Source organism: Reichenbachiella agariperforans (genome assembly GCF_900142205.1).
In the GTDB taxonomy this organism is placed as follows: domain Bacteria; phylum Bacteroidota; class Bacteroidia; order Cytophagales; family Cyclobacteriaceae; genus Reichenbachiella; species Reichenbachiella agariperforans.
Map to the genome: position 1 here is coordinate 1 of NZ_FRAA01000011.1, position 20921 is coordinate 20921.

15 protein-coding genes, 1 tRNA gene and 1 pseudogene are annotated in these 20921 nt (G+C 42.3%); 8 read left to right on the forward strand and 9 right to left on the reverse strand.

Annotation, left to right across the window (positions count from 1 at the left end):
• On the reverse strand, window positions 1–2744 hold a 2744-nt coding region (locus tag BUB99_RS18985; protein ID WP_073125286.1), incomplete at its 3' end, for an FG-GAP repeat domain-containing protein.
• 953 nt (window positions 2745–3697) lie between these two features.
• Here BUB99_RS18985 and asnS point away from each other — a divergent pair.
• Window positions 3698–5149: an asparagine--tRNA ligase gene (gene asnS / locus BUB99_RS18990; protein WP_073125289.1), complete on the forward strand. Its 1452-nt coding sequence runs from the start codon at window positions 3698–3700 to the stop codon at window positions 5147–5149.
• A gap of 278 nt (window positions 5150–5427) precedes the next feature.
• On the opposite strand, the gene BUB99_RS18995 is transcribed toward asnS, so the two are convergent.
• From BUB99_RS18995 to BUB99_RS19010, 4 genes are all read right to left on the reverse strand, one after another.
• A complete protein-coding gene (locus tag BUB99_RS18995) occupies window positions 5428–6261 on the reverse strand; it encodes a DMT family transporter (protein ID WP_215978323.1) in 834 nt (277 codons plus the stop codon).
• A gap of 5 nt (window positions 6262–6266) precedes the next feature.
• Window positions 6267–6920, reverse strand: a complete 654-nt coding sequence (locus BUB99_RS19000) for an ABC transporter ATP-binding protein (protein ID WP_073125292.1) — start codon at window positions 6918–6920, stop codon at window positions 6267–6269.
• A 731-nt stretch (window positions 6921–7651) separates the two neighbouring features.
• A complete protein-coding gene (locus BUB99_RS19005; RefSeq protein ID WP_073125295.1) occupies window positions 7652–8308 on the reverse strand; it encodes a response regulator transcription factor in 657 nt (218 codons plus the stop codon).
• A 12-nt stretch (window positions 8309–8320) separates the two neighbouring features.
• Window positions 8321–10096 carry a hybrid sensor histidine kinase/response regulator gene (locus BUB99_RS19010; protein WP_073125298.1) on the reverse strand — a complete coding sequence of 592 codons (1776 nt, stop codon included), beginning with the start codon at window positions 10094–10096 and terminating at the stop codon, window positions 8321–8323.
• A 224-nt stretch (window positions 10097–10320) separates the two neighbouring features.
• Between BUB99_RS19010 and sucC the strand changes: the two genes are divergently transcribed.
• The 3 genes and pseudogenes from sucC (at window position 10321) to BUB99_RS19025 (ending at window position 12027) form a co-directional block, all read left to right on the forward strand.
• Window positions 10321–11529: an ADP-forming succinate--CoA ligase subunit beta gene (sucC, locus tag BUB99_RS19015; protein WP_073125301.1), complete on the forward strand. Its 1209-nt coding sequence runs from the start codon at window positions 10321–10323 to the stop codon at window positions 11527–11529.
• A 178-nt stretch (window positions 11530–11707) separates the two neighbouring features.
• Window positions 11708–11905: pseudogene (locus BUB99_RS19020) on the forward strand (GIY-YIG nuclease family protein); the annotation flags it as partial.
• Between the two features lie 48 nt (window positions 11906–11953).
• A tRNA-Arg gene (locus tag BUB99_RS19025) sits at window positions 11954–12027 on the forward strand.
• A gap of 36 nt (window positions 12028–12063) precedes the next feature.
• Here BUB99_RS19025 and BUB99_RS19030 read toward each other — a convergent pair.
• On the reverse strand, window positions 12064–12669 hold the full coding sequence (locus BUB99_RS19030) for a TetR/AcrR family transcriptional regulator (RefSeq protein WP_073125304.1): 606 nt from the start codon (window positions 12667–12669) through the stop codon (window positions 12064–12066).
• 68 nt (window positions 12670–12737) lie between these two features.
• Between BUB99_RS19030 and BUB99_RS19035 the strand changes: the two genes are divergently transcribed.
• The 4 genes from BUB99_RS19035 to BUB99_RS19050 all read left to right on the forward strand — a co-directional run bounded on the left by BUB99_RS19035 (window position 12738) and on the right by BUB99_RS19050 (window position 17244).
• Window positions 12738–13181, forward strand: a complete 444-nt coding sequence (locus BUB99_RS19035) for a DUF2867 domain-containing protein (protein ID WP_073125307.1) — start codon at window positions 12738–12740, stop codon at window positions 13179–13181.
• 75 nt (window positions 13182–13256) lie between these two features.
• A complete protein-coding gene (locus BUB99_RS19040) occupies window positions 13257–14675 on the forward strand; it encodes a PQQ-dependent sugar dehydrogenase (RefSeq protein ID WP_073125311.1) in 1419 nt (472 codons plus the stop codon).
• A gap of 178 nt (window positions 14676–14853) precedes the next feature.
• Window positions 14854–16641 (forward strand): tetratricopeptide repeat protein, encoded by a 1788-nt coding sequence (locus BUB99_RS19045; protein WP_073125314.1) that lies wholly within the window; start codon window positions 14854–14856, stop codon window positions 16639–16641.
• Between the two features lie 63 nt (window positions 16642–16704).
• Window positions 16705–17244: a hypothetical protein gene (locus BUB99_RS19050; RefSeq protein ID WP_073125317.1), complete on the forward strand. Its 540-nt coding sequence runs from the start codon at window positions 16705–16707 to the stop codon at window positions 17242–17244.
• A gap of 3 nt (window positions 17245–17247) precedes the next feature.
• On the opposite strand, the gene BUB99_RS19055 is transcribed toward BUB99_RS19050, so the two are convergent.
• From BUB99_RS19055 to BUB99_RS19065, 3 genes are read right to left on the reverse strand one after another with little or no spacing between them, the layout of a single operon-like run.
• On the reverse strand, window positions 17248–18531 hold the full coding sequence (locus BUB99_RS19055; protein ID WP_139281105.1) for a hypothetical protein: 1284 nt from the start codon (window positions 18529–18531) through the stop codon (window positions 17248–17250).
• Window positions 18515–19510 carry a Kelch repeat-containing protein gene (locus BUB99_RS19060; protein WP_073125323.1) on the reverse strand — a complete coding sequence of 332 codons (996 nt, stop codon included), beginning with the start codon at window positions 19508–19510 and terminating at the stop codon, window positions 18515–18517. The genes BUB99_RS19055 and BUB99_RS19060 overlap by 17 nt, the downstream gene beginning before the upstream one ends.
• Complete coding sequence (locus tag BUB99_RS19065; protein ID WP_170863851.1) at window positions 19507–20817, reverse strand: DUF4270 family protein; 1311 nt, start codon at window positions 20815–20817, stop codon at window positions 19507–19509. Before BUB99_RS19065 ends, BUB99_RS19060 begins: the two co-directional genes overlap by 4 nt.
• Window positions 20818–20921 lie beyond the last annotated feature (104 nt).

Consider the following 20921-nt stretch of genomic DNA (forward strand, 5'->3'; position numbering starts at 1 on the left):
GTATGATCAATTGAGATTATGAATTCTGCTTCGTTCATAGGATCATAACTGCCAAAGTCAATATCCGCAGCTTCAATAGACAATGTTCCTTCTTGATTGATGTAAAATACCTTATCAGAATGAACTAATGGAACTGGAGCTACATCATCTATAATTTGAACTACCAACTCTTTGACTATTCTACCTCCATTATCATCTGAGGCCAACACACGAATAACATAATCACCTGGAGACATCAGAGAGGTAGACTTAGCAAAGAGTCCATTGTCCACTATTGTAAAGTACTCGTTTGAATTTTCGGAAGCTCCATCAAGCAAAGAAAAAGTCAATATATCATCTTCATCCAAATCAATAGCAGAGAAGTTGCCAACATGTATTTCATTTCCTGATGATTGATTCAAAGTGTTATCAGACAGTTCTAGGCTCATTGGTGATTGGTTCGTCTCCATGGTGTTGATCCATAGTTCAGAAACCTCTCCTTCTTCCGAAAAACCTGTAATAAATACATCAAGATCCTGATCATTACCTACATTGACCCATTGGGCCGCTCCAAAAACTATCCCAGGAATATTGGTCTGAATTTCAGTGAAAACGCCCTCATCGTTCTGATAAATTCTTGTACGTAAACCCAAGTCATTTTCTTCACCGCTCACGAGCGCATCCAAATCACCATCATGATCAAAGTCTCCCCAATCTACCGAACCAGAGGCACTACCTATCAGACCTGCATTTATATCTACAAAAACACCATCAATATTTTCATAAATTCTCGCATGGTAGTTCCAATTAATATCAGCCCCATTAAACAACAAATCTAGATCACCATCCTGATCATAGTCTCCCCAAGATTCACCACTAGAAAATACTTCAAGGAGAGTAGAAGTGTTTTCCACAAAAACCCCCTCTACGTTGGTGTAGACTTTATGAACTAGCTTATTAATCCCGTCACCTGAAATAACTAGATCTAGGTCTCCATCATTGTCATAGTCCCCCCAAGTCATCATTGCATCTGCTACGGGTTCTATTTCTGTTGGCGTTTCAGTGTATGTTCCACCGTCATTTAGATATAGTTTGGTTTCCTCTATTGTGTTATCTTCAAAGAAATTATCAAAGCCACTTATAAGAATATCCAGATCATCGTCATTGTCAATATCTCCCCAGGTTGCTCTTCCACTGCCTGTATCTCCTAACTGTTTTAGGTTAGCATCTGCTGCGACATATGTGTCTAGTCCATTGTACCGAAAGACTTCTATAAATTCCTGATTATCGTGCATCCCTGCCAATAGGATATCTCTACGTCCTAGGGTATAGGCTCCCCATTCGGCACTTCCATTTTCTATCCCAGGAAGTACCAATGCATTTTGCACAAATTCACCACCCGTATTTTCATAAATATAACTGATGGGATCAAAACCATTTAGTCCAGTCAAAAGCAAATCCATATCTAGATCATCATCATAGTCCGCCCAAGAAGCGTTGCTGAAAAAGACATTTTCGAAAAGAGTCGCTGACGCTTCATCCTTTACGAATAATGGATCTTGCTCCGGCGCTATATATGAAGTGTAAAAACTAGCAATTGGATTTGAGTAATCCTGAGATAAAAACCCAAATAGCACAAAATCCTGTATGTTATCACCATTGTAATCTGACCAGAGCGCTTCTCCATAAGTAACACCTGGTAGTTCCGTTGCTACTGCTGCGAAAGTCCCATTATTGTTTTCATATATTTTAGAAATAGAGGGCTTTTCTTCAAAATCAGGAGGACCTGCGCCAAACTCAGGCATTCCTGTCATGAGGAGATCCAAATCTCCATCATTGTCCATATCAGCCCAGTCAGCTGAACTGAATAGTACCTTGTCAATTTCAGCAGAAATATCGTTGAATACCCCATCGTCATTACGGTAGATGAAAGACTCTGCAATACCGAATGGCCAGTTGTTTAAGGATTGAGTTGAACCTGAAATCACCAGATCAGGATCTCCATCAGCATCATAATCTCCCCATAGTCCAGTACTGTACATTACGCCAGTGAGCCCAGCAACATATTCCACAAATGTTCCTTCGTCATTTTCAAAAATAGTACTGTGAATTCCGAAACTACTGGCAGCATCTCCTGTTATCAAAAGATCTAAATCTCCATCATTATCGAAATCTGCCCAATCGACTGAACCATCTTCAGATTCAGGTAGGTTGGCTTCAATATCCGTAAAAACCCCAGCATCATTTCGATAGATTACTCCTCTAATTTTTCCTAATTTTTTTACGATTACAGCTAGGTCTGGGTCGCCATCTCCATCATAGTCACCCCATTTGGCATAATGGGATTCTGTTCCTGGTAGACCCGCCCCGTCAGTAACTAAACTAAAAGCTCCGTTAATATTTTGATATAGTCTTAGATAGAAATTATCAGTACCAAAGGACTGTGATCTGCTAACAACCAAATCCAAATCACCATCACTATCGTAATCCGCAAAATCTATATTCCCTCCATTAGGACTGTAGACTCCACTGGATCTAGCCGTGAAGCTTCCATGTTCATTGACATAAAATTCTAAATATAAATAATCCAAGGGCGCAAAGGCTAGATCAGTATCTCCATCACCATCTATGTCAGCCCAGGCAGCAGTGCCTCCACCAGCCTTATCGGCCATTATAGCACTATTAGGTATATCATTATGATGCTGCCCATGGATACCGAAAAAGTGAAGAATTAATAAGGTAGTGATAATGATTTTTTGTTTCATAGCGCTCGGTTTTGATTTCATGATTTTTTGAAGGTTAATACATTAGACCATAAAAAAATCACACATATAATTGATTTAGGTATATGCTTGGTTTTCATACTGTTTGATAATCACTTATCGACTATGCAAGATTCGTCGAATCAGTATAGAGGAGCGTCTAATTATGATGCAAAACATTACAGTTTTGAAGCATTCAGTCAAGATGGACGTGATAGATAACCATCTTGTACTGGATAAACAGCATTTTTTCTCGCAACCAGAAGTCCGTCCAGACTTGAAATAATGTCTCGCCTTTCCAAGAAAGACAGGTACATTTTCTGGGAGCGGGGTGTACTGTCTGCGAGAGTTGGAGGTCAGCTGTTATAAGTCTGTATTGAAACTTTAAATGAGGGCATTATCTATGACAAGGAGGCACTCCTGAGGCAGTGGAATGAGGTTGAGTTTTTAGACTGCTTTTTGTCTCCTCTGATGGTAGACCTGTTAGGTTTGGCTTCTCTCTATAATGATCTAGCCTCTAAGTGTCTCCACCTGCTATGGGGGTATACACTTTCATCTGGCTCTTCGTCCTCTGTACTGAGCGGGTTATTGCTGGAGATATGGTAGTCTGCTCTCGTATGGCTGGATCAAGGTAAAAAGATGCGATCTTTTATCGAAAAAGCGCCCTTGGTTTTTTGACGCTACCGTTTAGCTCTTAGGTGCAAAGAGTATACACTACGCATATATTTTACTCATAAAAAAACAGCCCTCCAATCTATCTTAGACGCCATTTTTTCGGATGGGATTATGATGGTTGTGATTCTCTGCATTCAATGCCAGCTACCCCTCTTATCAATCGCATATAAGATTAACTTTTGAGTTTTAACTCCCGAATTGCATAATTCAGAGCAAAAAACCTTTTTTTTGCCTTCCTCTAGGTCTTAGAGAATTTTTATTTCAACAAAAAAACAAACACAGTGAGCAGCGAAAAACGCACCAAAATACTGGACATACTCCAATCGGGAGAGGTTGGAACCAGTGCGCTTGTAAAGGGATGGGTAAGAACCAAAAGGCAAAACAAGAATGTAGCATTCATTGCCTTGAATGACGGCTCCACCATCAATAATCTACAGCTGGTCGCGGATCCTAACCTGATCGATGAGGCGCTCCTCAAAGCCTCCACTACAGGAGCCTGCCTCGCTGCTACGGGCGAACTCGTTGCATCTCAGGGCTCTGGACAGAACGTCGAGCTCATCGTCAAAACGCTCGAAGTACTCGGTGAGGCAGATCCAGAAAAATACCCCCTACAGCCCAAGAAGCACTCGATGGAGTTTCTCCGTGAGATCGCCTACCTACGCCCCCGTACCAATACCTTCGGAGCGATATTCCGCATTCGTCATGCGATGATTTTTGCAGTGCACAACTTCTTTAACCAGAAAGGTTTTGTCAACGTGCACACGCCGATCATCACCGCATCGGATGCTGAGGGAGCTGGAGAGACATTCAAAGTCACGACCCTTGATCTCAACAATGTACCGAAGACCGAAGAAGGTGCTGTGGATCACAGCCAGGACTTCTTCGAGAAAGAAACGAACTTGACCGTATCCGGTCAGCTAGAAGGCGAACTTGCTGCGATGGCATTGGGACAGATCTATACTTTCGGACCAACTTTCCGAGCAGAGAACTCAAACACCACGCGACACCTAGCGGAGTTTTGGATGATCGAACCAGAGATGGCCTTTGCGGATCTCGATGACGATGCTGATCTCGCCGAAGAAATGCTGCAGTATCTCGTCGGCTATGCTTTGGAGCACTGTGCGGACGACTTGCAGTTTTTACACGACCGTGAAGTCGAAGAGAACAAAAACAAGAAAGAAACGGAGCGTCCAGAGTTGTACCTCTTGGACAGATTAAAGTTCGTCGTAGAAAACGATTTCGAAAGAGTCACCTACACCGAAGCGATTCAGGTACTACGCAATTCTAAGCCCAACAAAAAGAAGAAATTCAAGTACCTGATCGATGAATGGGGAGCAGACTTGCAGTCAGAGCACGAGCGCTACTTGGTCGAGAAGCACTACAAGAAGCCAGTGATTCTGACGGACTACCCTAAGGACATCAAGGCCTTCTACATGCGCCAAAACGATGACGGCAAGACCGTCGCAGCGATGGACATCCTCTTCCCAGGCATCGGGGAGATCGTAGGCGGTTCGCAGCGAGAAGAACGCCTCGACAAACTCGAGCAACGCATGGACGAGATGGGCGTGCCCAAAGAAGAACTCTGGTGGTATCTCGATACCCGCAGATTCGGTTCAGCACCTCACAGTGGGTTCGGCCTTGGCTTTGAGCGGATGATCCTCTTCGTGACAGGCATGACCAACATCAGAGACGTCATCCCGTTCCCTAGGACTCCAGGCAACGCTGAATTTTAAGCAAAAAGGACATTTTCATAAGAGTCCCCATCGGTTCAGTAACTGGTGGGGACTTTTTCATACTGAATTTTGGAAAAAGAGGAAGATACCTGAAATAATAAGTTGAGAAGACATTAAACTCTGCCTCTACTTCCTTAAACCTCGTTTCCTTGTCCAATTCAAGTAGTTCTGGTTCGCATACTATGTTAGTCCGTCAAAAAGTAAATCGTTACATTTTTTGACGAGAAATATTACGCAACTGATTTAAGGTTAGATAAATATAGAGACCCCTAACCTACTTACCCTCTCCCTCTAACATTCAGTACCACTCCGATGACAATGAGTAGCATACCGATGTAGCTCATCCAGCTATAGGTCTCCCCGAAAAGCAGGAAGCCAAATGCAATCGAATACAACAGCCCAGTATAGTTGATGATGGAGACTTTGGAAATCTCCTCCAGCTGATAGGATCGTGTCAAATAATACTGCGCAATCTGCGTAAACACCCCGACCAGCAGCAGATAAAACCAATCAGAGCCCACTGGCATTTCCCAAACAAAGTAGCTTGCGACGATTGCCATCGGAAGCGTGACCAATGGAAAATAGAGGATAATCACCAAAGGATGCTCGGTGGTCTTGAGTTTTCGCACGAAGTTGTAGGCCAATCCTGCAAAAAATGAAGCCCCCAACCCCATCGCCAGATGTAACCCAGAGATCCTGCTATCGACCCCTTGTATCACTAGCACCCCAGCAAACGATATGGCAAAATAGAGGTATTGCTTCCAACTGACTTTTTCCTTGACGATGAATACGCCCAATATCGCAGCGAACACAGGTGAGAGATATTGCATACTGGCAGCTGCGGCAAGTGGTATCTGTTGGACTAGAGAAAAAAACATCACTAAGGCTACCGCGCCAGAGGCTCCTCGCATGATCAGCACCTTCTTATTGTTTCCCCAAAATGACACCTTCTGCCGGTACAGGAAAAAACCACTTAATACCAGAGAAATCACCGAACGAAACATGATCACTTCCACAGCTGGAATATGTGAGACCTGCTTGATACAGACCTTCATCAACGAAAAGACGAATGCTGCTATGAGCATATATTGAACTCCCTTAGATATTTTCATGGGCATCAACCGAGGATAGAACCGTCCTGTATGGTGATTTTTCGGTCGGCCATTTCGGCAAGGGATTTATTATGCGTCACGATTACGAAGGCTTGACCAAATTCCTTTTGTAGCTTGAAGAAAAGACCGTGTAACTCCTCGGCATTCTTAGAGTCAAGATTCCCACTCGGCTCATCAGCAAAAATCAAAGAAGGCTTGTTGATCAAAGCACGAGCTACTGCTGCCCGCTGTAGTTCCCCTCCAGATACTTGTGCTGGTTTGTGAGATTTGCGTCCTTGTATTCCTAGCAAGTTCATGAGGTACGCCGCGTACTCATCCAGTTCCTGATTCCTCCTGCCTTGAATATAGGCAGGCATGCAAATATTTTCTAATAACGTGAACTCAGGTAGCAGATTATGAAACTGAAACACAAAACCAATTTGCGTATTTCGAAAGGATGCCAAATCCTTGGGCTTCAATCCAACTACGTTTTTGCCATTGATTTCCACCACGCCCTGATCTGGCACATCTAGTGTCCCTAGTATCTGTAGCAGCGTACTTTTTCCCGCGCCAGACGCTCCTACGATGGAGATGATTTCGCTGGTATTGACTTGTAGATCTATCCCCTTGAGGACTTCCAGATCACCGTAAGATTTGTGAATATTCTTGGCGTGGAGCATGCGTTACTTGTTAGTGGACAAATATATGTATCGCCAAGGAACTTTAGCGTATGGACATAAAAAAAGGCTATTCTATCGAACAACCCTTTTTAATCCACCTGTATTATCCCGTGTCTTTGATAATGAGACAAGAAGTAAAAAAAGAGACATCACTATGTCGAACAACCCTTCTTAATCCACCTGTATTATCCCGTGTCTTTGATAATGAGAGAAGAGTTAAAAAAAGAGTCATCGCTTTGCAACGACCCTTTTTAATCCACCTGTATTATCCCGTATCTTGGATAGATAATCAAAAGAGTTAAAAAAAGAGTCATCGCTTTGCAACGACCCTTTTTAATCCACCTGTATTATCCCGTATCTTATAAAAAGCCCCCTTTGTGACTAGTGTAATTCTTTCTAGCTAATCTCCAGATCTTGTTTGGAGTTTGTGATTTGACTTTGTTTATATCTTAACCACATTTCAAAAGTAGATGGAAACCAAGCCTAAAAAAATAGAGGATACTCGTAAAAAATATTTTAGGAGTATCAGTAATAAAAACAAGAAAAAAGATGAAAAATGAAGTCGGAAATTGCATTATTTAAACATTAATTAAAATAATACAAACAACTCTTACAAAAGAAAGATTGAAGCTATCTCACTAGACATAGAAAAGGCTTAGTCATATATAACCAAGCCTGAAAAGGTATTAAGAAAATTACCTAGCTTTTAGACGAAAATGCAGACTATCAGTCTATTCCAGATCGATAATCTTTTCTTTGATAGCATATTTTACAAGTTGAGCAGTACTCTTCATGCTCAGTTTTTGCATGATATGATTACGATGTGCGTCTACCGTACGGATAGAGATGAATAACTTATCCGCAATTTCACGGTTCGAAAGCCCTGATGCGATCTGACGCAGTACTTCGACTTCCCGCTTGCTCAGATCCTTGTTTTCCTTAGCTACTTGCTCTCCTTTGCTTTGCTTGTAGAACCCTTTGAAAATCACCTCAGAGATTTTATCTCCAAAATACTGCTCGCCCTCCATTACTTTTCGGATCGCCTCGGCTAATACTTCTTTTTTAGTATCCTTCGCCAAATATCCTGCTACCCCAGCCTTGATGGCCTCAGAAATATGATCCTGTGTCACCTCCATAGATAGAATGATAATACGAATGCCCCCATAGTCAGCTAGCACCTTCTTTGCAGTCTCTATGCCATTCATCCCTGGCATATTAATGTCCAGTAACATCACATCTGGTTTTTCTTCAGCTATTTTTTCGAGTGCTTGCTCGCCACTCTCTGCATCTCCTATGATATTAAAATCTTCATAGATGGAAAGCATGGTAATGATCCCTTCTCTTACAAGGGAATGGTCATCGACAACTAGGATATTAATTTTTGACATAGGTTTGAGGTCTTAAGTATTGAGCGGAAACCAAGATTTGATCACAGTACCCTTGCCCACGGTCGAGCTAATCTCGAAATGCCCGTTTTGCAAAGATGTTCTTTCTTTCATATTTTTAATACCATTCCAATTATTTTCTGTATCAAATCCTACTCCGTCATCCGTAACTTCTAAGATAATATTTTGATTGGTAGATTCCACTTTTATCGAGACATTACTTGCCTTGGCATATTTTACAATATTACTGGTGGCTTCTTGCGCGATACGATAGATTGCACTGGACAGATCCATATTATAATCATCAGGTATATCTATAGATGAGCTCACTTCGAAATCTCCCGCATCACTGACCTGCTCTACTAGATACTCCATAGTCTTGCGCAGACCAAACTCCTCCAGATGGCGGTTAGACATATTGCGTGACACACGCCGAACCTCCTCTAGCGTACTGGCCAATAGGTCCTCTATCTCTTCTTTTTTATGCTCGAATTCCTCCGCAGACACATCTGCCTCCAAAGAAGAAATTTTAAATTTAGTCCCGACCAAAATCTGCCCTATGCCATCATGGATATCACGAGCCATTCTACTTCGCTCATACTGCTGTGCGTTAAAAATTGACTTACTGATCTCACGCTGCTCAGTGATATCCTGTACGATTCCCATAATAGAAATGATCTTACCCTCTTCGTCATGTTTGATATTACCAGAGTTTCGTAAAATCCGTGTTTCGTTATTCGTAAGTGTCACGCGGTGCTCTATATCATAAAACTCTCGTCCACCAAATAAGATTTCGTTGAAGTAGGGTTGGTCCTGAGTATGCATCTTCTCCCTATATAGTGTCTCTATAGACTGCCGATAATCCCCCTTTTCTATCTCAAATATCTCTGCAAAACCATCCGAATAGATAAAGCGGGAAGACAATGGTTGCCACTCAAAACTACCTATTTGCGCTACCGCTTCCGCATTTTCTAATATTGCCTTGTTCTTGGCTAGTTTTTCTTCGTTTTCTTTCTTTTCGGTCACATCCAGCAGCGTACCCGATGCGCGAAGCGGTGTACCGTCAGGAGCACGGCGAATGACTTTCCCCCTTACCAACACCCACTTCCGATCCCCTGATTCACTCTTTTTGATTGGGTATTCCTGATCAAACATAGGCGTCTTTCCCTCGATATGATCCTGCATCTCTCTTTTGAGGTGATCACGCGCTGCTACACCGTCTCCCTGAAAGTAAGCAAACTCTTTGATCGCATCCTCCTGCGGCAATCCGAGTATAGAGAGACTCCTTTTATTATACACTATCGTGTTAGACATGAAATCCAAATCCCAAACGCCGAGATTAGTCCCCTCCAAAGCCAGCTCTAGTCGCTCCTTGCTCTGTACTAGCTCATGCTCGACACTTTTGCGATGACGACCCGCCTTCATCTCGTTGAGTGCACGCTCGATTACGAGCGGAAGTCTAGACATATGAGCCTTGGAGACATAGTCTGCCACTCCAGACTTAAGTGCCTCGACTGCCTTTTCCTCCCCCACATCACCTGACATGATGATGAAAGGTATATTAATATCCCCTAATAGTTCATAAGCATCCAATGCCGTACACGTCGGTAAATAATAGTCCGAGATTACCACATGGGGCAAAAAATCAAATAGCTTCTCTTTGAAGTCTTTTAGATTATTGACAATCAAATAGTCATTTTCTAAACCTGCACGATTTAGCTCAAACAATGCGAGCTCGGCATCTTCGGTAGAGCTTTCTAACAGTAGGATGTTTAATTTTTTGTAGTGCAAGGGTGTGGTTTATAAAATCAATAAGTCGGAACTAAAATTTGAGAAAAGATAATGAAGCTTTCGCCAATGCACAATATTTCTCGCCGAGAGCCACACATTACTTGATGGTTGTTGAGATTTTTGGGCTCAGATCGGATATTAGAATTTCGTTTCTTGAAAATACCATCCTATTGAAGTAGATTCGCGCCGAAGGCATCCCAAAGGGAACAAAAAACTATAGGCACATGAACATTCACGAATATCAATCTAAAGAAATATTAAAAGGATACGGTGTAACAATTCAAGAAGGTATTGTTGCTGACACTCCTGAAGCTGCTGCTGCAGCTGCCAAAGAACTAAACGCAAAGACAGGTACGGAATGGTATGTGGTCAAAGCGCAAATTCACGCTGGTGGTAGAGGCAAAGGAACCGTAAACGAAACGGGTTCTCACGGAGTAGTTTTGGCAAAAAGCCTTGACGAAGTACCTGCAAAAGCAAAAGATATCCTAAACGGAACTTTGGTGACACACCAAACTGGGCCAGAAGGAAAAACTGTCAACAAAGTCTTGATCGCACAAGATGTATACTACCCAGGAGAATCTGACCCGAAGGAATTTTATCTCAGTATCCTTCTTGACAGAGCCAAGGGATGTAATGTAATCATGGCCTCTACTGAAGGCGGTATGGATATCGAAACGGTAGCAGAAAATACTCCAGAGAAAATAATCAAAGAATGGATCGATCCAGCTGTTGGCCTACAAGGTTTCCAAGCTAGAAAAGTAGCATTTGCACTTGGTCTAGAAGGCGAAGCTTTCAAAGGCATGGTGAAATTCATCTTCTCTTTATACAAAGCGTACCTCGGTACCGACTCGTCGATGTTCGAAATCAACCCTGTGTTGAAAACATCTGACAACAAAATATTGGCTGTAGATGCGAAAGTAGATTTAGATGATAACGCACTCTTCAGACACAAAGACCTAGCCGAGCTAAGAGATCTATCAGAAGAGGATCCTGCTGAAGTAGAAGCCGCGCAATCAGGACTCAACTACGTCAAACTAGACGGTAACGTAGGCTGTATGGTCAACGGTGCAGGACTGGCGATGGCCACTATGGACATCATCAAACTATCAGGTGGAGAGCCTGCCAACTTCCTCGATGTAGGAGGGTCAGCCAACGCTCAAACTGTCGAAGCTGGTTTCCGTATCATCATGAAGGATCCAAACGTAAAGGCAATCTTGATCAACATCTTCGGTGGTATCGTGAGATGTGACAGAGTAGCTAACGGCGTAGTGGAAGCGTACAAAAACATCGGAGAAATCAATATTCCGATCATTGTAAGACTACAAGGAACCAACGCAGAAGAAGGTGCCAAAATCATCGAAGAGTCAGGCTTGAAAGTCTACTCAGCGATCGTATTGAAAGACGCTGCTGCTAAGGTGAAGGAATTGATATAATAGTACTGAGCATCTAGTATTGAGACTTTTGGTCTAAGTACTAGATGCTCAATACTATTATCTAATAATGCATGCGTAGTTCAACTGGACACCTGTCTGCAGACAGGCAGGGAATACCAGATTTCGGCTCTGGGGGTTGAGGGTTCGAGTTGTTACCTGTGTGTGCTATATTTGTAGAATGTTTTTTGTTTACATTCTTAGAAGTAAAAAAAGTGATTGGCATTATATTGGTCAAACACAGAACTTAGTGTCTAGAATTAAACAGCACAATGCTGGAAAGACAAGATCCACAAAAGGTTATAGACCGTTAGATCTTGTCTATTACGAGGTAATAAAGTCAAGAGAAGAAGCTCTGGCTAGAGAAAAGTATTTTAAATCAGGTACAGGCAGAGAATTTCTGAACCATACTGTTGATATAAAAAATGCATGCGTAGTTCAACTGGATAGAATACCAGATTTCGGCTCTGGGGGTTGAGGGTTCGAATCCTTCCGCGTGCACACTCAAAGGCTACCACATCGGTAGCCTTTGTTGTTTTAGATCCATTTTTGAAACTCATCTCTACCTCGCTGTGATAAATATGGATAAATGGTATATTTAATCTGTCTCAAAAAATCCTGCTTCAACAAAGAGTCATCTACACGATGAGGCAAAGTCAAGAGAAAAAAATCAGTCACCAATCTAAGGCGATCAAATAGCATATCATACTCCTGCGAGAGTTGTTCTTTGCGCAACACTCCTTCCAGACACAACGCTTCCACTGCTATAGAAAATTGTTCCTTTCTTATCAAAAGCAACTCTCTATAATGCCGTTCAATCTTTTCAAATCGCATCAGCTGAACAAAATCCACAAAAAAGAATCGGTACGAATAGATAACATCATACATCACTTCGGATAGCAAAAACATCTTCTGCAAAGATGCCTCTCCCACACCTACCTGATCAAACAATTCACTAAACCTATCCACCAATCTCATGTAGAGTGCGACCACTATATCATCTTTTTTCTTAAAATGATAGGTCAAATTTCCTGGGCTTATTTTCATTGATTCAGTAATCATTCGCTGACTTACCTGCGACATCCCCAACTCATTGAACATATCCAAGGCTGTATCTAATATCCGCTCCTTTGTATTGATCATTCATCAAAGATACAAAATAGTACACTTGCACTATATAATTTTAATTAGTACAATTGCACTAAAAAAAAATGAACCCATCACTAGATCGTATAGATTACTCCGACACTTTCAGGATCACTAACCACTTTGATTCTCTTTCAACCATCGCCAAGGCCATCTTTGGGTCTGGTCCCAAATGGGTCATCCTGCTATTTAAACTGAGAAACCAGATCGTTAGCTTCTTTGGGCTCAAAACAGCTAAAGCACCAAACCTAACACAAGAGCTAAAAGTAGGCTCATCCATTGGACTATTTAAAGTCTTCTCACTTTCTAATCATCAAATTATCTTAGGCGAAGATGACAGCCATCTTAACTTCCGAGTACTAATAACCAATCAAAACACCTCCTCACAAAACATAAGTGTCACCACACAAGTAGAAATCAATAACTTCTTCGGCAAAATCTACTTTACCTTCATCCGTCCGATACATCCCTTGATTGTAAAAGCACTCTTGAAAAACATAGACAAGTAGACCAATTCCCTATTACTCCTGTCCCAAATTCACACAACGTACCATCTTTCGCACTGCTTTCTTTACTTTTATCCCATGAAAAAAACAATACTATGGGGCACTATACTATGTTTGGGCGCATGGTTGGTAGCTTGTCAGTCTAACAAAAGCCCAGAAAGAGACTTTAGTGCAGCCAAAGAGCGCTTCACCACAAACTGTAGCGGCTGCCACGGCGCACAAATGGAAGCTTTCACTGATAGAAAATGGAAACACGGCAATGCGCCAGATAGCCTATTCAAAACCATCAAGTATGGATTAAGCGATTTAGGGATGCCAACTTTTGAAGCAGCTTTCACAGACGAAGAAATTAATGACTTGGTGGCTTACATCCGTACGGGGATAGAAAATACTGGACAATATGAATTTGAAGAAGAGACCGTACGATCTGACACCTTTCCTGCTACTGTAGATTTTGATCTCAAGCTTGATACAATATATAGTGGAGGTGAAGTTCCATGGGGGATGGTATTCTTGCCAAATGGAGATCTCCTAGTCACAGAGGTAAAAGGCGAGCTACTTAGAATCAATGCGAAACAAGAAAAAACAAAGATCAAAGGCGTACCTAGTACCCAACAGTTCGGGCAGGGAGGACTTATGGATATTGAACTACATCCTGATTTCGACGCTAATCAGATCTTATATATCTCCTATTCGAAAATCAAAATAGAGGGGAGCGACACCCTTGCCACTACAGCCATTGCTCGGTACAAATATGCTGGAGATAGTCTGACAGATGGGAAAGACTTGATAGTGGCAACACCCTACTCCAAAAAACCTTATCACTTTGGCTCGCGCATCGAATTTGATGCCGCGGGATATTTATTCTTCTCCGTGGGAGATAGGGGCAGCAGAGACGTCAATCCTCAAAACCTAGACAATCACTGTGGCAAAATCCACCGGATTCTGGACGATGGCAGTATTCCAGAAAACAACCCATTTGTTGGAGACTCAACTGCTGTACCTAGTATCTATTCTTATGGCCACCGCAATCCTCAAGGAATTGCTTTCAACCCACAGGATGGACTCCTTTGGGAGCACGAACACGGCCCACGTGGTGGAGATGAGCTGAACATCATCCAGGCTAGCCTAAACTACGGCTGGCCCGAAGTGTCGTATGGCATCAACTATGACGGTACGATATTCACCAGTGACACCACGCGTCAGGGGATGCAATCACCTGTACACTACTGGGTACCTTCTATTGCGCCATGTGGCATGGATTTCGTCGATAGTGATCTATACCCAGGATGGGAAGGACAGTTACTGACCGCTTCTTTGCGATTCAAATATCTAAATCTATGCAAAATCGAAGGAAAGAAAGTGGTAGAAGAAGAGCGCCTACTCCATAACATAGGACGAATACGCAATGTCAAAGTAGCGCCAGATGGCTATATCTACGTGGCAATCGAACAGCCTGGTTACATTTTCAAACTCTTACCTATCAAAAAATCGTAACACAAATCATATCAAATTATGAATAACAAAATATGGTTATTCATAATTTGATATTTTTAGTTATTACTTGATATTGTCTAACTTGTCTAGTAATAGACTTAACACCACCTCATATTACCCATAGTCTAGTAGCAAGCATCATTTTGACTGACTAGTAAAATCTAACTCATGAGGTTCTATGCTCAAATACCTACTAACCTGGATATCGTACAGCGTCATCACATCCAGTGTCTGTGCCTTTTCAAATAACTCAGACAGCCTAAACCTCATCTTAAAAAACATAAGTGGGGACTCTACTACGGTCATCTGGCTAAACGGCCTTGCTCAAGCCACATATCGTAACGATACTGATTCTGCACTATGGTACGCGGAGCATGCTTTGCATATAGCCAAACAAATTAATTACGCAATAGGAGAAGCAGAGAGTTATCGAAGAATGGGACTCATATACAAGAACCAAGGAAATTCGAATCGAGCATTGGAACTATTACTACAATCGAAGAGCATCTACCAACAGATCGGCTTAACATCAGAAATGGCTCTGTTAGACAACAACATTGGCGGTGTATATAGAAGACTCGGCCAGTACCCGCATGCACTCAGTCACTACCTAGAGTCTATCCAGGTTGCAAAATTGAGTCAAAACCAAAGATTAGAATCCATGGTGTACAATAACCTAGGGATCCTCTACAAGCATGTAGGCATGTATGATAGCGCAATGACCAACTATTATAAATCGATAGAAATTAAAAAGAAAATAGACCCCCAATCGTTGGGTTCATCCTATACTAACCTAGGGATGATCAAACTTTTGTTAAAAAACTACGAAGAAGCGGAACAGTATTTCGCCATTGCGCTAAAATTAGACCTAGAACAAAATGACGGGTGGGGAAAAGCCAATACCTATGAAAACCTTGGTATGGTACATTTAGAAAAACAACAATATGATCAAGCCCAACATTATTTCGAACAAGCCCTCGAAGGTTTTACTACAATCAAGGCTCAAAAAGATGTGGCTGTAATTCTCTCCCTTATGGGAAAAACTCAAAACAAAAGAGGTCATTATTCTGATGCGATCCCACTGCTCATAGAAGCTCAAAAAACGTTTAAAGAAACTAAATCTCCACTCGAAACATCAAGGACGTGGCATGAATTGGCTCAAAGTCAATTCGGTCTAAAACAATTTGACGAGGCGCTCATGTCCATCAAAAATGCGCTATCAATCGCTGAACAAATAGGAGCACTAAAAGAAGCCGTCCAAGCTTACGAACTTCTATATCAAATATACGGCACGCTAGAGGATGGCGAGCGGACTTATCAATATGCCCAACGGTACATCTCTATGAAAGACAGTCTTTTTAATCAAGAGCAAGTCGAATACATCGCCCTATTAGAATCACAAAATCAAATATCTAAAGTCGAACAAGAAAACCTCCTCCTCCTCAAAGAGAATCAACTACGAGATACACAATTAGAGGCTTCAAACCTTAAAATCCTAAGACAAAATGCGATACAATGGACACTCATTACTTGCCTTATTTTTGCGGTAGTGGTCGCGGGTTTCTCCTACTATTTCTACAACAGGAGAGTTAAAACAATTCAGCTACTTCAGATTCTAAATTCTGAAATCAATCAGCAAAAAGAACAAATCGCATCACAGGCCGAAGAACTCACTAAAGTCAATTCAGAAATGAAACACATGAATGGTTCACTGGAGGTTTTGGTTCAGGAACGCACTCAAAAAATAGAAACGCAAAACAAAAAACTGCGTGACTATGCCTTTGCCAATTCGCATGAAGTGCGTGCACCGCTAGCCAACCTACTAGGGCTTATCAACCTGACACAAAAAAACAACATGACTCCCGAAGATCTCCAAGTCATCCTAGACAAAGTCCATTCGCAAGCGATAGATTTAGATCACATCATCACCAAAGTCAACAAGCTACTAGAAGAAGAGAAACTCTAAACTCTACAGCATTCCCATTGGATTCTTAGCTAATTTAGCGGTCTCAACATAGTTGTCAGAACATTGAAAACTGTAAACAAAAAATATCTCTACTGGGTCATTTCCCTCGTCTTTATTGGTGGGATACTGATCTCCATATATGCTATACTGGGCGGTTTTGACAAAATCCAACTAGCACAATCGAACAATAATGTTTACAGCATCGCTGGCAAATATGTCCAAGGTCATCGCATGCATATCGAAGAAGGTAAAATCTTCAAAGAAGTGCGTGACCTGATCCAAAGCGAGAAAATAAAGGGAGAGCTCTGCATGATCGATTATGAATCTGACACACTAGAATCGGACGAGATCAACCGATTTATCGGCGTACTGCTGGACGATGAAATCACTGCGATCCCTAGTAAGTTCCAAGTCATCGCACTCACAAGTGCTAGAAGCTACAAAGCTGCGCTCACCATGCATCCGCTCGTCATGCCCAACACCGACAAGGTCAAACAAGCACTTGTAGACTATGCTGCGCTGCAACAGGACAGTCTACAAGACTTAAGCTTAGAAGTGTACTACACAGACAACTCTGTATTGGTAGAGCGATTTGCTAAATAATTATTACTGATACTGTCTTTTCTTGAACCACTTGTTGCGCAGACTAAAATTGACGGACACCTCATGCGTTGACTCATAGATCAGGTTGTTTTCTCTAGTACCATTAAACTTGCGTAAGTATGCAATGTTAACCACACTACCACTCCGCAAAGGCATACTAACTCCTCCCGTCACGCCCACTTTCCCAAAACTCACCCCCTCTATCGTCAAATAAGAGTTTTCATAGTAACCTCCTACTCGATAACTCATACGAGACATATAATTATAGGAAGATCGATCAGGTGTCACTTCCATCCCTACAGCATATCGCCAAGTATCATTGAGATCACTATCATAGCCGTCCAACCTGACCTGACTCCACTGGTTATATTCCACATCTGCCGCCAAAACGAGTTTGTCCGTATTAAGCGACAACCCAAGGCCAAATTTCTGTGGGAGCATGTAGTCATCAGTATATAGCTCCTCCTCCAAAATCACATCTGATGTACCATCACTCAAATCCGTCGCACTAATCTGAGACAGGGTAGAGCCTGACATCAAATTAGCTTGCTTATACACCGCGCCGAGATTGATGTAATATTTCTCTCTTTGAAACCGGTAGTTCAAACTATACTCTGCGTATACATCCTTGATATTAACCGAATTTTGGATATAGAACTGCTGTATATTCTGATCACTGGTCACGTATTCGGTCTGATCGATGTTCCCAAATATAAATGCCAGCTTTATCCCTACTGAAAGGTTCTTAAACAGCAACACTCCATTAGAAAAATAGAATTCATTGAGTCCTCCACTCCCTTTGTAGAGGACATCATAGGTTCCCTCCTGAAACGAATTCACATCGGTCTCATTGATATTGTACCCTACATTGCTGTAGGGGTTCAAACCCACCATACTATTCCATCGCTCATTGATTTTGAACCAAAAACTCAAACTAGACAATCCTCCATGCCCTGCACTCTCCGTAGCATCTCCTGATTCATACTGAGTAGCGGCATAGTAAAATCCGACATTCCCTATATGATTAAAATAGTTGCCCACCAGATCATTGGCGGCAGGGTTCACGGTATTGAGATAGTATGGGGATGAAAGTCCTATGGATGCAAAACCCATACCACGAGACTGCACAGAGGATGCTGGAGTCAACTCCCCCACACCAAATATGGAATAAACAGAACCAGCTCCGTTTTGCCCCCATACTTGGCTGGATAGAAATAGGAGAATCCCCCCCAACACACCTCGAATGCAATAAGTAATACCTCTACTATGATCAATCATCCTCGTCATAGGTCTCATTAGGCTCAAACTCCCATATATCATCATATCTATATGAGCCGCTCTGGCCAAGTGCTACATAGGATCTGCCGTTGATAGTGAAACCTACAGCACCAGATCTACCAGACCCCTCGAAAGCGGTTTTTTCCTCCCATACATCAGAACCTGGTGTATACTCCCATGTAGTATTCACGTTAGAACCCAAAGAGCCTACGGTGATATACGCCTTTCCACCTTGAACAAAGGCTACTGCACTTTCTCTAAGAATATCATCATAGTCATCATCTTCATCGATATCCGTCAACTGAGCCCAATCGTCTGATAACGGATCGAACTCCCAAAAATCAGATTCATATAGCCCATTGTTAGAACCTGTACACACATAGCCATAGCCATCTATCACAAAGGACACTGCACTTCGACGTTTCTCTCCTTTCAGGCTCACTACCTGTACCCACTCATCGTTCTCAGCATTGTATCGCCAAAAATCTTTCAAATGTCCTCCATCATAACCCGTACCGACATAGCCATAGCCTCCCGCTGCAAAACCAACAGCTTGATACCGTGCTGGCCCTGCAAAATCAGACACCTGAGCCCACGTATCCTTGCCGCTATCATACTCCCAAAAATCACCAAGCTCCTCATCTATTTCGTCATCATTGTAGCCTGTACCGACATAACCTTTGTCTCCGATGCTAAAAGCGACTGCTCCCGATCGACCAAGCCCTGGGAAGTCACTAACCCTTTGCCAAAAATTCTTCTCTGCATCATAAGTCCAAAAATCCGTGAGGTAGTCATCTCCATCGAATCCCAATCCCACAAAAGCTTTGTCTCCTATCACAAAGGATACTGCGCCTGATCGCCCGACACCATCGAAGGACGATCGCTTGACCCAGTTACCATCCTCTACTGTATCGTCTGTATCCGTAGTACAAGATGCAATCAGCCCTAGCAACAGTGCCAGCATCCCTATCTCTAATTTCCTTTTCATTGTTTGATTCTAATTACGTTTAACTTGATTTTGCTATTTTCATCCCCTCCATGTTGATCCCAAAGTATCAGGTGATCGACCGAACTCCTAAATGACTCGTCTTCGAACCGGAGCAGTAATCCGTCTTCATTCAGCTCAACATTGTTGGCAATTTGTTCTTCTATAAAATCGGTGATATCCAGCGTGTATTTTCTGTCATAGCCATACTCTGAGTTCACGTCCAGACTAATTGGCATCTCATAACTTCTAAGCAGATCCATGTGATCATCCACACGATTGATGGCGAGGTTTTGAAGCATGGACAATTCTTCTGGCAGTTCATTCCCTACAGCTAACTCCAGCTCTACATTATTGATAAGCAACTCATCATCTCTGGCCAATATATCTCTGATATAAGGGATGTCAATTCGGATAGCTAACCCCAACCCAGATTGGACAAAAACCCGGTCTCCAGCATCATCCGAAGAGATTTCCTCTCCGCTCAATGAAGCCAAAGTGGTTGCAGAACGATCCGCTGACAAGTGATTAAAATAATAATCACTTGTCCCCAGTTCAAACCCTAGGTATTGTTCTTCTGGGTCTTCATCCGCATAGTCGTTATAATACAAACGCAACTCAGCAGACAGACCAAAACCCAGTATGCATCCCTCAGTACTCGGGGAAATATGAACTCCTTTAAAAATTTCTTTAAAGTCATCGATCAACACTTCGTCCTCTCCCAGAAAATCAAACAACTCATGTCCACGGGTCAGGTCTAGATCTATTTCGATCGAGTCGCCTGTGTAGGGCTCTGGTCTGAAAGTATGTGTTCCTAGTAAGAATGGTGTATTCTCTGATTCCGTTTTAATTGTAAAAGATGAAAAATTGTACAACTGATCGTCATCATCTAATTCCAAATCTTCGGCTAGTTCATGTACTTCTATCTCCATATACTGCGTGGTATCCCCGAAAGAATAACCGTCATAATGCAGAATCAAACTAGCATGTGTAAAGGAAAAATCTGCCCCTGATGGGAAGTTGGTATAGGTCTCGTTCCCAACCTGGAAATATGTCTCTGCGGTCAAGCGGCCAGCCTGGTCATGATCAGCGATCCCCACTAGCAATCTAGCCGCATCACTGGTTACAATACTATCCAACTGTACGGTGGACATTTTGAGCGTCAGTGTATCCCATGAGAGTACCTCGAACGAAACATCATCAAAAAAATCTGAACCTATCTCTGTTTCACTGTCCGTGCATGACACCAGTACAGTAGCCAAAATCGCCACGCCAAATAACGCAGGTTTGACTACTGCGCATCTACTCATCCCCTTTTTCATCCGAAGCATTGTTTATGTTCAGAAAGGGAATGTCTTAAATATTTTTTTGGTTGCCCCTAATTAGGTCTTGAAAAGAAACAGAAACACAAAAG

Bases quoted from the DNA above. Each gene is read 5' to 3' on its own strand.
- BUB99_RS19035 (WP_073125307.1), top strand. From the start codon at position 12,738: ATGAACCCATCACTAGATCGTATAGATTACTCCGACACTTTCAGGATC.
- BUB99_RS19030 (WP_073125304.1), bottom strand. From the start codon at position 12,669: ATGATCAATACAAAGGAGCGGATATTAGATACAGCCTTGGATATGTTC.
- BUB99_RS19065 (WP_170863851.1), bottom strand. From the start codon at position 20,817: ATGAGTAGATGCGCAGTAGTCAAACCTGCGTTATTTGGCGTGGCGATT.
- sucC (WP_073125301.1), top strand. From the start codon at position 10,321: ATGAACATTCACGAATATCAATCTAAAGAAATATTAAAAGGATACGGT.
- BUB99_RS19000 (WP_073125292.1), bottom strand. From the start codon at position 6,920: ATGCTCCACGCCAAGAATATTCACAAATCTTACGGTGATCTGGAAGTC.
- BUB99_RS19045 (WP_073125314.1), top strand. From the start codon at position 14,854: ATGCTCAAATACCTACTAACCTGGATATCGTACAGCGTCATCACATCC.
- BUB99_RS19040 (WP_073125311.1), top strand. From the start codon at position 13,257: ATGAAAAAAACAATACTATGGGGCACTATACTATGTTTGGGCGCATGG.
- BUB99_RS19005 (WP_073125295.1), bottom strand. From the start codon at position 8,308: ATGTCAAAAATTAATATCCTAGTTGTCGATGACCATTCCCTTGTAAGA.
- BUB99_RS19060 (WP_073125323.1), bottom strand. From the start codon at position 19,510: ATGAAAAGGAAATTAGAGATAGGGATGCTGGCACTGTTGCTAGGGCTG.
- BUB99_RS18995 (WP_215978323.1), bottom strand. From the start codon at position 6,261: ATGAAAATATCTAAGGGAGTTCAATATATGCTCATAGCAGCATTCGTC.
- BUB99_RS19055 (WP_139281105.1), bottom strand. From the start codon at position 18,531: ATGACGAGGATGATTGATCATAGTAGAGGTATTACTTATTGCATTCGA.